The organism is Myxococcales bacterium, assembly GCA_022184915.1.
Taxonomy (GTDB): Bacteria; Myxococcota_A; Polyangia; order Fen-1088; family Fen-1088; genus JAGTJU01.
Genome location: JAGTJU010000004.1, coordinates 418270 through 430387, shown reverse-complemented (window position 1 = coordinate 430387; position 12118 = coordinate 418270). Strand labels below are relative to the sequence as shown.

15 protein-coding genes and 2 tRNA genes are annotated in these 12118 nt (G+C 67.8%); 11 read left to right on the top strand and 6 right to left on the bottom strand.

What is annotated here, in order from left to right; all coding sequences use genetic code 11:
- The first annotated feature begins 11 nt into the window (after positions 1-11).
- Positions 12-1253 (top strand): amidohydrolase family protein, encoded by a 1242-nt coding sequence (locus KA712_16890; GenBank protein MCG5054640.1) that lies wholly within the window; start codon positions 12-14, stop codon positions 1251-1253.
- The gene (gene ubiA, locus KA712_16885) at positions 1250-2167 is read left to right on the top strand and encodes a putative 4-hydroxybenzoate polyprenyltransferase (GenBank protein MCG5054639.1); all 918 of its coding nucleotides are present in this window, start codon (positions 1250-1252) and stop codon (positions 2165-2167) included. The genes KA712_16890 and ubiA overlap by 4 nt, the downstream gene beginning before the upstream one ends.
- Before the next feature lie 10 nt (positions 2168-2177).
- Here ubiA and KA712_16880 read toward each other — a convergent pair whose 3' ends face one another.
- Positions 2178-3395, bottom strand: coding sequence for an outer membrane protein assembly factor (locus KA712_16880; GenBank protein MCG5054638.1), 1218 nt, complete (start codon positions 3393-3395; stop codon positions 2178-2180).
- Positions 3396-3413: 18 nt separating this feature from the next.
- Complete coding sequence (locus KA712_16875; protein ID MCG5054637.1) at positions 3414-4676, bottom strand: Gfo/Idh/MocA family oxidoreductase; 1263 nt, start codon at positions 4674-4676, stop codon at positions 3414-3416.
- 558 nt (positions 4677-5234) lie between these two features.
- On the opposite strand from KA712_16875, the gene KA712_16870 reads away from it, so the two are divergent.
- Positions 5235-5894 carry a hypothetical protein gene (locus tag KA712_16870; GenBank protein MCG5054636.1) on the top strand — a complete coding sequence of 220 codons (660 nt, stop codon included), beginning with the start codon at positions 5235-5237 and terminating at the stop codon, positions 5892-5894.
- An 86-nt stretch (positions 5895-5980) separates the two neighbouring features.
- On the opposite strand, the gene KA712_16865 is transcribed toward KA712_16870, so the two are convergent.
- Positions 5981-6217 (bottom strand): hypothetical protein, encoded by a 237-nt coding sequence (locus KA712_16865; GenBank protein MCG5054635.1) that lies wholly within the window; start codon positions 6215-6217, stop codon positions 5981-5983.
- A gap of 11 nt (positions 6218-6228) precedes the next feature.
- Here KA712_16865 and KA712_16860 point away from each other — a divergent pair, with 11 nt between their 5' ends.
- The 8 genes from KA712_16860 (at position 6229) to KA712_16825 (ending at position 10754) form a co-directional block, all read left to right on the top strand.
- The gene (locus KA712_16860; GenBank protein ID MCG5054634.1) at positions 6229-6444 is read left to right on the top strand and encodes a helix-turn-helix domain-containing protein; all 216 of its coding nucleotides are present in this window, start codon (positions 6229-6231) and stop codon (positions 6442-6444) included.
- A 524-nt stretch (positions 6445-6968) separates the two neighbouring features.
- Positions 6969-7223: a hypothetical protein gene (locus KA712_16855; GenBank protein MCG5054633.1), complete on the top strand. Its 255-nt coding sequence runs from the start codon at positions 6969-6971 to the stop codon at positions 7221-7223.
- A gap of 159 nt (positions 7224-7382) precedes the next feature.
- A complete protein-coding gene (locus KA712_16850; GenBank protein ID MCG5054632.1) occupies positions 7383-7688 on the top strand; it encodes a hypothetical protein in 306 nt (101 codons plus the stop codon).
- A complete protein-coding gene (locus KA712_16845; GenBank protein MCG5054631.1) occupies positions 7688-8302 on the top strand; it encodes a hypothetical protein in 615 nt (204 codons plus the stop codon). The genes KA712_16850 and KA712_16845 overlap by 1 nt, the downstream gene beginning before the upstream one ends.
- A gap of 6 nt (positions 8303-8308) precedes the next feature.
- Positions 8309-8632 carry a hypothetical protein gene (locus KA712_16840; GenBank protein ID MCG5054630.1) on the top strand — a complete coding sequence of 108 codons (324 nt, stop codon included), beginning with the start codon at positions 8309-8311 and terminating at the stop codon, positions 8630-8632.
- Between the two features lie 141 nt (positions 8633-8773).
- Positions 8774-9085, top strand: coding sequence for a hypothetical protein (locus KA712_16835; protein ID MCG5054629.1), 312 nt, complete (start codon positions 8774-8776; stop codon positions 9083-9085).
- Positions 9082-9309 (top strand): hypothetical protein, encoded by a 228-nt coding sequence (locus tag KA712_16830; protein MCG5054628.1) that lies wholly within the window; start codon positions 9082-9084, stop codon positions 9307-9309. The genes KA712_16835 and KA712_16830 overlap by 4 nt, the downstream gene beginning before the upstream one ends.
- Positions 9310-9479: 170 nt before the next feature.
- Positions 9480-10754 (top strand): site-specific integrase, encoded by a 1275-nt coding sequence (locus tag KA712_16825; protein ID MCG5054627.1) that lies wholly within the window; start codon positions 9480-9482, stop codon positions 10752-10754.
- 9 nt (positions 10755-10763) lie between these two features.
- Here KA712_16825 and KA712_16820 read toward each other — a convergent pair.
- The 3 genes from KA712_16820 to KA712_16810 form a co-directional block, all read right to left on the bottom strand.
- Positions 10764-10836 (bottom strand) — tRNA-Lys (locus tag KA712_16820).
- Positions 10837-10873: 37 nt separating this feature from the next.
- Positions 10874-10950, bottom strand: a tRNA-Arg gene (locus KA712_16815).
- Positions 10951-11127: 177 nt separating this feature from the next.
- Positions 11128-11658, bottom strand: a complete 531-nt coding sequence (locus tag KA712_16810; protein MCG5054626.1) for a hypothetical protein — start codon at positions 11656-11658, stop codon at positions 11128-11130.
- Positions 11659-12118: the final 460 nt, after the last annotated feature.

Genomic DNA, 12118 nt, shown 5'->3' with positions numbered 1-12118 from the left:
GAGCGGAAAAGATGGCGCACGAGGGCCGCACGGGCCAACTGGTGAGCGCCTCCTGGGTGGTGCCCATCACGGCTCCGCCCTTGCGTGAGGGCGCCGTGTGGCTGGACGCCGAGGGAAGCATCGTGGCCGTGGGGCCCGCCGAGGTCCTCGCAAAACAGGCAGGGCCCGCGCGGCAGCGGCACGTGCACGGCACCCTCTTGCCCGCCCTGGTGAACGCGCACACCCACCTCGAACTTTCGGCGCTCGCAGGCGGCGTGCCCGGGGGCGAGGGCCTCGTGCCCTGGGTGGGGCGCCTGCAGCGGGCGGCCGGCGACGTGGCCGACGCCGCGCGCCTGGCCGCGGCTCACAGGGCCGCTGCGTCTGCGCATCGGGCGGGAACGATCGCGCTTGGGGACGTGGGCAACGGTCTTGGATGCGTCGAGGCGCTCGGGCAGGTCCCCCTGGAAGGCAGTTTTTTTCACGAGATCCTGGGCTCCCGCGACGACGGAAGCGGCGCGGGCCTCGAGGCCTTGCGGGCCGAGCAAGAAGCGCTCGTGCGGGCGGGCCACTGGCCGCTGCGGTTCCGCTACGTGCAGGCCCCCCACGCGCCCTACTCGGGTGGCCCCGCGCTGCTGGCGCGGCTGTTCGCGGCCGCGCAGGCGGCCGGGCAACGCACCACGATCCACCTCGCCGAGGACACCGACGAGCTCGCGCTGCTCGAGACGGGCGTCGGGGCCTGGGCGCCCGTGCTCGCGCGCCTGGGTGTGCCGCCCGGCAGCCGCACCCCCGGCATGGGCCCGGGCCCCTACCTCGAGCGGCTCGGCGCCTTCGCGGGCCCCCCGGCGCCCTTGCTCGTGCACATGTGTCTGGCGGGCGAGCCGGAGATCGTCAGGGCGCGCGCCGCCGCCGCGCCCGTGGTGCTCTGCCTGCGCTCGAACCAACACATCAGCGGCCGCGCACCACCCGTGCCCGCGATGGTCGATGCCGGGCTGACCCTGGCGCTCGGCACCGACAGCCTGGCGTCGGTGGCCTCGCTCTCCCTCTGGGACGAAATGAAGGCCCTGGCCGGTGCCTTTCCCGCGCTGCCGCCCCACCTGTGGCTCGAAGCCGCCACCCACGGGGGCGCCATCGCCCTCGAAAGGCCCTGGTTGGGCTCGCTTACGCCTGGCCAACGCCCGGGGGTGCTCGCGGTGCCCGTCGAAGCGCCCCACGCCGAAGCTTTGCTCCGCACCCTCGTCCAGGGCGCGCCGACCTCTGTGGAATGGATGACATGAAGCCGACCTCCGCCCCCCCTAGCCTCTCCCTGCCCGATCCTGTCACCCCGCCTCGCGGCGTCCTCGCCCAGGTGAGGACCTTCGGGCGCATGATCAAGTTCAGCCACACCGTCTTCGCCCTGCCCTTTGCCTTGGCCGCGGCGGCGATGGCCTCGCGCACCCACGCGCTCACCTGGCCTCGATTGGGTGCGATCGTGGTGGCGATGGCCGCCGCCCGCACCGCCGCTATGGGCTGGAACCGCATCGTCGATCGGCACTTCGACGCCCGCAACCCACGTACGGCGAACCGTGAGATCCCCCGCGGCCTCGTTCCTCTCCGTACGGCCGTGGCCCTCGTGCTGCTCTCGAGCGCGATCTTCATCGCCGTGTCGGCCTACCTGGGACCCCTGTGCCTGGCGCTAAGCCCGGTGGCCCTGGGCTTGGTGCTGGGCTACTCCTACACCAAGCGCTTCACCTGGCTTTGCCACCTCGTGCTGGGCTTTGCGATCGCGGCCGGACCCGCAGGCGCCTGGATCGCCGTCACGGGGGGCCTGGCCGCGCCCGCCCTGTGGCTGATGCTGGCGGTCACCACCTGGATCGGAGGCTTCGACATCCTTTACGCCCTGGCCGATCGGGGCTTCGATGAAAGCGCCCAGCTGCGCTCGATCCCGGTGCGCTTCGGCGTGAAAGGCGCGCTGTGGATCTCGGGCGGGCTGCACGGGGTGACGCTCGTTGCGCTCGTGTTCACGGGGCTTTCGGGCGGCCTGCAGGCCATCTACTTCGCAGGCCTCGCCGTGATCGCGGGCATCCTCGTGTGGGAGCACAGCATCCTGCGCCCCTCGGATCTGTCCCGGCTCGACATGGCGTTTTTCAACCTGAACGGGTACGTGTCGGTCGCCTTTTTGGTGGCCACGCTGACGGACCTGTGGCTTTGACCCGTCCGCCTCAAAACACCTGCCCTGCACTCACGTAGGCCCCCAGCGGGCGCGCGTCGGGCGACCAGGCGAGATCGGCCCGCACGACAAAGGTGCTTCCCTGCGTGAGGCGCAGACCCGCGCCGAGACCGTAGTGAAGCCCCAGCCCCGTGCCGTCCAGCGCGCGGCTGGGCGAAAGATCCGACCACACCCGCCCCACATCGAAGAACGTCACACTGCCGAGCGAAAACGCCTTGCCCGCGAGGCGAAAACGCAGCAGCAGCGCACGCAGCTCGAGGTTCGAGAACAGCTTCACCTTGCCGTAGAACCGCTGCGCGGGCACCCCGCGCACGCCCTTGGGCCCTCCCACGGCGTTGGTATCGTCGAAGCGGGTCAGCTCGTAAAACGGCGCATCCCCGAACAACACATCGCCCACCAGGCGGCCGGCCAACACCCGCGTGGGCGCGCCCAGCGCACGGTACCCGCGCAGGGTCAGATTGAGTTGCTGGTAGCCGTAAGGCAGCGCCTCTCCCAGGCGGGGGCTGACCCGTGCCCTGAGCACGTGAAACTGGCCCTTCGTGGGCGAAAGTTCGGTGTCGCGCGTGTCGAAGACCACGCCGCCTTCGCTGCGCGCCACCCCGTGGTCCCCCACCGTGCGGAAGGCGGCCGCAAAACCTTCGGGCGGTGCCCTCAGGTCCCGGGCGACGAAGCTGCGCGAAGGAATGGCCAGCCCGTTGTGGGCGAAGGTTTGGCCAAGTGCCAGCGCCCACGGGCCCCAAAGCCGCAGCCGCACCCTCAGATACACCTCCGGATGGCGGCGCGCATAGGCATCTCGATCGGAATCGCTGTCGGCGGGCCGCACGCTGGCGTTGCCGATGCCGTAGTAGTCGAGCGCGTTTTCGCGGGTCCACGAGCCCCGGGCCTCGGCCCACAGCCTGCCGCCCCCGAGCCGGGGCGCCACCCAGCGCAGGTAGAGATCCTGGTAGGGGCTCGCCGGGCGGTCATCCCGTGTGTCGAAGGTGATGAATCCGCCCGCCTCCAGGCTCCAGCGATAAGGCGGGCGCTGCGGGTCGGGCGCCGCCACACTGGCGATGCCCCCAAAGCCGAACCCATTGTCGCTGTCACCGCCCACGAGCGGCACCGCCCCAAATTCGGTCGTCTTCGCCGCGGCCGGAACGCCCGCAAGGCAGATCAGCCCCGCCAGAGTGGCCCTGGCAAGGACGCCCACCGCCACGTGACACCGAGACACCGCCCCGCCCGTCGCGACCTACGATGAACCTGGCCCGGAGGCGCTCACCACCTTCGGGGTTTTGGCAGGGGCACGCCTTTGCCGCGCCTGCGCCCCCGTGGGGTGCTTGCGAGGCGACAGGCCGAGGGGGATCGGGCGCCCCTCGCGAGCCGAACGCAAGATCGCTTCCACGATGGCCACGTCCGCGATGCCCTCCTCTGCCGAGGGCTCGGGCTCCACGTCATCACGAATGCACTCGTTGAAGTACACGAGCTCGGCCGCGACCTGATCGTGTTTGTCGATGCGGCGGTTGACGTTGCGTCCCTTGCGCGTGGTCATCACCAGGTGCATGGGCGAGGCCAGGCTATACGCGGGCTCGAGAGACAGAGACCCCTCGGTGCCTGCCACCGTATAGAAGTTCACGCTGGCGGCGCCGAAAGACACGACGAAGCTCGCGAGCTTGCCCTCGGGAAACTCGAGCACGGCCGAGACTTGCTCGGGATTGTCCTCGAAGCGGCCGTCCCCCGGGCGGCTGGCGGACACCGCGGTCGCGCACACAGGCTCCTCGCCAAAGAGCGAGCGAGCCGCGTTGATGCAGTAGACGCCCACATCGTAGAGCACACCACCTCCCTCGTGTGTGGGCAGGGTCCGCACGTTGTCAGGCTCCACCTGAAACGAGAACGCCGAGCTGAAAAAGCGCGGCTCACCCAGGCGACCGGCTCGTATCAGGTCGACGGCGGCCAGATTGGCCTTCTCGAAGTGCAGGCGGTAGCCGATCATCAACTTCACACCGGCTTCCTCCGCGGCCTGCGCCATCTCCCGACACTCCCTCACGGACACGGCCATGGGCTTTTCGCACAGCACGTGTTTGCCCGCCCGCAGCGCTCGCACCGTGAGCTCACGGTGGCGGTGGTTCGGCACGGTCACGTAGACCACGTCGACCTCGTCGGACCTGAGCATGCTTTCGAGATGGTCGTAGTCGATCGCCTCGGTGTCGTACGCCCGGCTGAGGGCGCGCGCCTTCGTGGGATCTTCGGTCACGATGAAGCGCAACTCACCGGCACCCCGGGCGCGAAACGCGGGCAGAACGTGGGTCTGGGCGAAGTGCCCCATACCCACCACGGCCCAGCGCAGCGGCCGCTGCATGTAGCGCCGCGCCGCCGACTGCCGCGGGGGATCAGGCGCGCGCCCCGGGGCGGCCCGGCCTGCCCGCTGTGCCGGCCTCGGGCGCCCCTTCACCTGTGTCACGCGAGCGGCCCCTCTGACTTGGCCCTCCCCCTCATCCTCCAGCCGCGGCTTCATAGTGAAAGCGTCTTCAAGACGCGTGCCGCTCGGCTTCGCCCGACGACAGGCCCTTAGCCCCTCCGCGTGCGGGGCGGCCGTTTCGTGTAGGCCCCGCTTCGTCGAAGGGAGTAACCGGGAACCGGTCCGACAGAAAGTGGGCGCGCAGGGAATCGAACCCCGAACCAACGGATTAAGAGTCTTTTCCCCCGGTTATCACCAATTGCATGGGTGCGTTTTCATTGCACTTTTTCGTGCATACATCGCATCAATCGCACCGATTATCACTCCGAAGCGACACACAAGCGACACACCCCAAGCGACACACGGGCCTCCCGAAGGCCCACCGAGCACCTCCCGGTGAGCCCACTTTGACGCGGTCGGTAATTTCCGGACATGATGTCCGTTTATTACTGAAGCTCGTGAATCCCACAGGGCAGCTTGTTGATCGCAACGAAGGCGAATAGCTTGAGCGGCACCGGGACCGCGCGGAAGTCATGAGCCGCACGGGGCCTGCCGTCTGCACTCCGGCGGGCCACCCGGTGATTCTTTTCCCGGGGTGCAAGAGAGTGCACACCGATGGGCTACGACCCACGAGCCGAGCTCAAGGCCGGGTTGGTCGAGCTTGGCGAAGTCGAGGATGACGGCAAGCCGCTTGCGTTGTGGGGCGGCGATGAAGCCCTCGAAGACGCCAAGGGGCTGCTTGCCGAAGCGTGGGTGAGCTTCGACCACGAAGCGCAGTTTCGCCCAGAGGGCCACGAAAGCCGGCAAGTGGCATCGGTGCTCGCGGGCCTCGTGCAAGCACTTCGCGACGGCGACGCCGCCACGCTCAAGCGCCTCGAAGTTGCGGCCCGGGTGGCGCCAAGCGCTGGCAGAGCGAGCGAGCGGCCCGTGGAGCTTGCCGCGCTGGTGAACGCCCTCGAGGCCCGGTTGCGCTCGCCAGCCACAGAGCACGAGCTTGCTGCGTCCTTCGTGGGCGAAGTGCTCGACCGCTGCCCATGCCTGCGAGCCCAGCTTGCCGCCGATGGGACCAAGGTGTCCGTGCTCGATGAGCCCGCCGAGCGGCATGCGTTCACGTTGGCCGTGGCGTCCGCCTTCGAGCGGCTCTTGTGGCGGGACCGGGACGCCAGCGCCTACGACGGCGAGGAATACGTTCGCCGTGCCTTGGCGGCGATGGGCATGAGCCAGCGACGGGCGAAGGGGCTGTTTGACGGCGAAGCGAAACAAGTCAAGAGGTAAACCGCATTGGTACCAAAAGTTCGGACAAATCCGAATTGTCCGAACTCGGCCACGGGGCGCGCGGGCCACGGCATCGTTTGGGCATGTCAAACCCAAACGAACGAATCTCCCGAGCCGGCGGGCCATTCGCCGCCAAGGGGGTCCCGCTCTCGCCGAGGCACCGCGAGGTGTTGCGCGGCCTGGTCCAGCGCGAGGGTGAACCACGCGCCGCCGAGCTCCTGAGCGTGTCGCGGTCGACAATCGCGCGCCTCATGGCGGGTCTCGGCTGCGTCCGAAACATCGTCGCGGTAGCCGGGCAGCGCCTCGACGAGTTGGCGCCGCATGGAGGTCCGCGATGACACCCGCCACACTGCCCCGGTTGCTGCCGCTCGACGAAGTGGCGCGCCTCACGAACGTGTCGAGGTCCTGGTGGTATCAGGCCGTTCGACGGGGCGAAATCGATGCCGTGCGCATCGGAAGGCGCGTGTTGGTTGCCGAGACCGTGCTGAGCCGATGGGTCGAGTCTCGCAGCACTGCCGGCGCCCAGCCCGAGACCGGGGGCGCCCGATGAGATTCACCCCAATCGATCACAGCTGGTATCGCTCGCCTGCCATGGCTGCCGCCAGCGACGCAGACGTCGCCACGTGGCTTCGGCTCGCTGTGCACTGCGGCGAACAGGAAACCGGCGGGGTACTGTCCGGGGCTCGCCGGTGGGCGCCACGGGCCTGGCTACGGGGGCCGGGAATCAACCGCTCGCAAGCCGATCGCCTCGTCTCCTCGGGCCTCGCGGCCTGGTCGGGCGATGATCTCGCCGTGCTCGGCTACGATACGGCGGTTGAGGCGAAGTATCGAGCACAGCGTGACGGCGGACGGTCGGGCGCAGCGCGCCGTTGGACGCCCAAGTCCAATGAAAACAAGGACATAGGCGATGGGTACCCATCTGGGTCCCCAAGTGGGTACCCATCTGGCCCCCCACATGGGGACCGATATGGGTCCGCCTCAGATATCATCGAATACGGTACTATTCAGAGTAACGCTACTGGTCATAGTACTACCCCGACGCACCGGGACACCGACACCGGCATACACGCCGCAGTGACGCCGGCGCCGCAGGACGACGAGGCCGCTCGCGCCGCGGCGTTCGACGAGCGGGTCGAGGCCGAGTGGTTCGCGGCGCGGGCCAAGGCACAGCCCCCGACGACACCGGCACCGGCAGCCCCGGACGATGCCGAGGAACGGGCGACCCGCGAGCTTGCCCGGCGCATCGCCGCCAACGCAGCGTCGTTCCAGCCCGAGTTCGACCGCAAGCGTCAGGCGGCGGCAGACGGGTTTTCGCGAGGTGGGCGATGAACGCCGTCGCCACGTTCGTGAGACGCCGCCGCGGTTCCAGGCTTCGCCGCCTTTGGGCGTTGCTTCGGCGCGCGTTGAAACTGGATTCAGAGCACGCCCGAAACAGTTCGCTTGTCGCTTGTTACTTGTGAACTTTGGCCACCACGAAAGGACCGACCGATGCCGAACGAAACTGACCACGTCGAAGTCGAATACGCCCGCGCTTTGGAACGCTACGAGCTGGCGCGCCGACGGCACTTCGAGGCCTGCGTTTCGCATGCTTTCGCCGGTGGGCCGCCGCCCGGTGAAGCGCCCGCGTCGCCACGGCGCCCACGGCCCCGGGCTGAACGTCTTGCCGATGAGGCTGCCCAGCGCGAAGCCGAATTGCGCGAAGCCAACCGCCAGCGTGCCGAGCATCAGCGGCGCGTCGATGCCGCCGCCGAGACACTTTCCGCGAACTTCGACAGGCTCTTTCGGGGGTTGTGATGCTTCGACCCAATGAACTTCGCGCCCTCGCCGATTTGCTTGAGAGGCTCGAAGCCTCAGTGGCCTCTGCGAGCGCTTCGGTGCCCGTCGTGGCCCCGCCGGTGGCCGAAGCGCCCGCACCAACGAAGCCTCGAAGGCCTCGCCGGAAAGCGTTTGTAATTATCAAGTCGCACCCCATCGAGCCGCTCGCATCGTCGGCCGAGCCCGAGCCGAAGCCGCCTAAGCGACGTCGCAAGTTGGCCCATGAGCTGACGCCCACCGAGCTCGAAGCCCAACGCCGCAAGTGGCGAGCGGCACGAACCAAACACCTCGCCAAACGGGCCGCCGCTGCGCCACGCGCTTCGAAAGCACCTTTGGACGACCCTGGGCAGCCAGCGACCGAGGACGCGCTTCCTGGGCCAAGCCAGAGCGTTGCACGCGCATCCGGGTTTGCGCCGCCCGAGCTTATCGAAGCCGCTCGAAAGTGGACGCCTGCCCAGCTGGCGACCGCAAGCGGCGTTTCGCAAGTCACGATTCGCGATGCCTTGGCTGGCCGCCTCACGCCGCAAGTGGCGCTCGATGCGCTCGCTGATGGGGTTCAAAAGCTCGCCTCGGCCTGCGAGGTGGCATCGTGATTTGCCATGCAGTTACGTTCAAGGGGGGTTGCGCCGACGAGCAAGCTTCGGGCGTTTCTCGCCGAGCACGTGGCGGTGTGCGGCCTCGCGAAGACCGCGCTTCGTCTGCGAACGAGCCCGGCCACCGTTCGCGGCATTTTGCAGGGGTTTCCCAGCGAGGTGCGGACGTTGCTTCGAGTCTTGGAGCTTCAAAAACGCCTTGGACACGACCGGCAGACATGGGCCACCGCTGTGCCGTTCGTGGCCCCGCCGGCCAAGCGCCGCGAACGACGGACCCCGAAGCTCGTGGCACCTCCCGAGCCGCCGAAGCAAGCAAGCCTTTTCATGTGAGCGGCCATGCCTGACGCTCCGAAGCCGACCAACCGCTGGACGAAGGGCATGCCGAGCCCAAACCCGGCCGGCCGGCCGCGTTGGCGCGATGAACTTGCAAACTCGCTTCGAGGGGCGGCGCCCGATGCTATCGACGCGCTCGTGAGGTTCGCAAACGGCTTACCGGCTGGCCATGGCGCCCCGCCCTCGCCACGTGAGCAACTGAAGGCCCTGGAACTGATCCTGTTCTACGCCGTCGGGAAGCCGATTCAGCCGTTGGCCCTCGATGCCGAGCTGGACACGACGCAAGCAAACAGGTTGCTCGATTCCTTGCAAAACAAGACCACCGAACGCCTCACTTCACGCCTGACCGAGCTCCTGGCCCTTGCCCGCCAGCGACGGGGCGAGCCCGACGAAGCCATCGACGTTGCCGAAGTGCCAGCGCTGCCCGGCGGCACCGAGGGGGAGCCGTGAGCTTCGACCACGGCCGGGCTGTGTTGTTCCTGGGGCTCTTCGCCGAGCACCGGCACGAGGGCACCGCGCGCTTCTTCGCTGGCCTTTCGGACGACACGCTGAACGCATGGCTTGAGCTCGGGGGCCACGCCCTGGTGACTGGCGTCGATTGCCACGAAGCACGCTTCACCGCGGCTTACCACGATTTGGTCGAAGCGTTGGCCGGCCAAGCTCGCCTCAATTGACGCACCCGGTAATTTCCGGACATGATGTCCGAATATTACTGACCGCGTCAAAGCGCCTCGAACGTGACAGCGGTTCGGGCTTCGTTCACGATGGGCGAAAGAGATGCCCCGGCACGCGCGGAGGGATCGAAGCTTTACGCGTGCCGGGGCGGCGACCCACCGAACGACCAATGCCCGACGACAATACCACGCCACGCCGCGCGCCGCGAAAGCGCAGGGCTTCGAAACGAGACTTTGGCTCGGTCGTTTCGACCGGCACGCCCACTGCGCCCAGCTTTACGGTTCGCTGGGTCGAGGGCGGACGCCGCCGCGGGCGGCGCGGGTTCAGGACGAAGACCGAAGCCCAGGCGTTCTTGGCCAAGGTCCGCGTTGCGGCTGAGTCTGGCCTGCTCGATGCCCACCGGGCCGGCGAAACGACCCTGGCCGATGTCGGCCGCGAGTGGTTACGCACACACTCGAAGCCCAAGCTGCGCTCTCACGAGGACAACGTTCAGCGCTGGGGGCTGGTGGTCCAGCACTTCGGCGAGCGCCTGGCCGTGAACGAGCTCACCCACGGGCGCATCGTGGACTTCCGCGAGTGGCTCTCGAAGGGTCGCGCCGCCCCGACGGTCAACAGGGTGTTGGCGCTCTTGCGAAGCGTCCTGAACTTCGCGGTGTCCGCTGGGTATCTCCAAACGAGCCCCATCGCTCGCTTCCGACGCGGCTCGTACATGCTCGCCGAGCGCCCGGCCAAGCTGCGCCCGCCGCTTGAGACCCCCCACGAAGCGGCCAAGCTCCTGGCCTACCTCAGGCAAACGGCGCCCGGGTGGTACCCCATCGCGGGGTTCTTGATGCTCACTGGGGCCCGCAGAGGCGAAGCCGCTGGGCTTCAGTGGGGCGACGTCGACCCATCCCGCAGGGTGGTGACGATCCGTCGCTCGTTCGACGCGCTGCCCAAGTCTGGCAAGGGCCGCGTTGTCCCGATGACGTCCGAGCTGGCGACCATCCTCGAAGAGCACCTGGCCACCAGCCGCAAGACCAAGCCCGGCGATCTGGTGTTCCCTCACCCGGACACCGGCAAGCCCTTGCCACGCGACGCCTGGCACCTGAACACGCTCCTGGAACGAGCCTGCGAAGCCCTGGGGCTTCAGCGGATGACGGTCCACGACCTTCGGCATGGGTTCGCGTCGTTGTGGGTGATGGCTGGCGGAAGCCTCCTGGACCTTCAGAAGACCTTGGGCCACTCCAGCGCCAACCTAACCGCTTCGGTCTACGCCCACCTGGCCACAGAGCACCTGGTGACCGAGGCGAATCGACGGATGACCCTGGGGCTCGAGCGCGCTCACTTGGCGTCCGTCGAAGATGCCGGCACCGTGCACAAGCGACACAGAAGCGACACACCTTCGAGTGAATCGGACCCCGCGAAAACGCTGCGTCAGGGTGAATTGTCCAAGAATTCCGGGTAGTTGCGAGAGTGGGCGCGCAGGGAATCGAACCCCGAACCAACGGATTAAGAGTCCGCTGCTCTACCAGTTGAGCTACGCGCCCGAATCTTCAGTTTTGCGATCGTTAAGCTTCGTCCGTGTGGTGCGCCCGGAGGGAATCGAACCCCCAGCCCTCGGCTTCGAAGGCCGATGCTCTATCCAATTGAGCTACAGGCGCATAAAGTTGCCGAGTCCGGTACGTTGCGAGTCCCCCAGGAGGGTGAGGGGTTCGCCACGAATAAGATTGAGTTTTTCCGCCGCCCGCCCCGTCGGTAGGCGGGGAATGTGGCGGATCCTGAGGCCCCCTGTCAAGCGGGTTTCGCGAGATTTTTTCGATCCCGAGCGATTCGCTTTTTCAGGGTGTGTGGCGAGGCACGTGCCCCGGGCGGAGGGCCTCCAAAATGCGCTCTTTCGCCGCATTCGGGTTGTCTCGCATATCGAGGTCCTTCACCCGTTCGAGAGTCGAGGCGATCATCTGCAGGCGCACGCGATCGGGCTCGGTGCAGGGCTCGCTCGAGCCACTCTCGCACAGGGCCAAGGCACGCTGCGCCGCACGATGGGCGGCTTGCCCTTCGAATCGCTCCGCCCACGCGAGGCTCTCGCGGACGTAAAGCCTGTGATCGGAAGGTGCCTTCTCCTGCGCCGGGGTCAGCGCCGCCAAGGCCCATTCCGGTTGCCCCCCGGCCAGCAGCAAGCTGGAGAGGCGCAAGGTGGGCTCGACCGATCCCGGAGCGCGAGACAGCTCCGCCTGCAGCAGGGCAAGCTCCGTGCGCTGGGCCTCGGTGAGATCCAGGCCGCGCTTGACGGTGACATCGGGTCTCGGCAACAGGATGGCGACCGCCACCACCACGAACACGACGATGTCGACGAGGCGAGTGGAACGCATGAACGCACTGAACGTACCGCCCGCGCGCCCTCTTCACAACCCGCAGGCCACGCACACCGCCCCTCTCTCGGGCCGCGCAGGTGGCGCACCAAGGCACCGATGTAGGCCTTGCTGCGCTGTTGGAGCTGAGGACTCGCCCCCTCAAGCCGGGGACTACATCCCCCGGGTCGAGACCGTTTGCCACGGGGTGTGGCATTTCGCCACGTCGACACGTGTTTCTTGCCTTTACACGACGGCAAAATCTATGGCATTCAAAGTGCTTCTACGGTCCTTACCTAGCGATTAGCTTTTCCTTCGCACCGTTCGCGTAGGCCCTTCGAGCCCACAACTCCGTAGACCCACGCGCGCTGGACCCGTCGATTGCCGTATTTCGATTGCCGTTCGCCGAGCCCCCCCCGGTGCCCCCGCCTTCGTTTGGTTGCCGCTTGCCGGCACCCCCGAAGCCGAAGGGCAGTGACCG

What these genes read in the sequence shown, in the direction of transcription:
- KA712_16890 (MCG5054640.1), top strand. Translation starts at nt 12, where the DNA reads ATGGCGCACGAGGGCCGCACGGGCCAACTGGTGAGCGCCTCCTGGGTG.
- ubiA (MCG5054639.1), top strand. Translation starts at nt 1,250, where the DNA reads ATGAAGCCGACCTCCGCCCCCCCTAGCCTCTCCCTGCCCGATCCTGTC.
- KA712_16875 (MCG5054637.1), bottom strand. Translation starts at nt 4,676, where the DNA reads ATGAAGCCGCGGCTGGAGGATGAGGGGGAGGGCCAAGTCAGAGGGGCC.
- KA712_16870 (MCG5054636.1), top strand. Translation starts at nt 5,235, where the DNA reads ATGGGCTACGACCCACGAGCCGAGCTCAAGGCCGGGTTGGTCGAGCTT.
- KA712_16865 (MCG5054635.1), bottom strand. Translation starts at nt 6,217, where the DNA reads ATGCGGCGCCAACTCGTCGAGGCGCTGCCCGGCTACCGCGACGATGTT.
- KA712_16860 (MCG5054634.1), top strand. Translation starts at nt 6,229, where the DNA reads ATGACACCCGCCACACTGCCCCGGTTGCTGCCGCTCGACGAAGTGGCG.
- KA712_16850 (MCG5054632.1), top strand. Translation starts at nt 7,383, where the DNA reads ATGCCGAACGAAACTGACCACGTCGAAGTCGAATACGCCCGCGCTTTG.
- KA712_16845 (MCG5054631.1), top strand. Translation starts at nt 7,688, where the DNA reads ATGCTTCGACCCAATGAACTTCGCGCCCTCGCCGATTTGCTTGAGAGG.
- KA712_16840 (MCG5054630.1), top strand. Translation starts at nt 8,309, where the DNA reads ATGCAGTTACGTTCAAGGGGGGTTGCGCCGACGAGCAAGCTTCGGGCG.
- KA712_16825 (MCG5054627.1), top strand. Translation starts at nt 9,480, where the DNA reads ATGCCCGACGACAATACCACGCCACGCCGCGCGCCGCGAAAGCGCAGG.
- KA712_16810 (MCG5054626.1), bottom strand. Translation starts at nt 11,658, where the DNA reads ATGCGTTCCACTCGCCTCGTCGACATCGTCGTGTTCGTGGTGGTGGCG.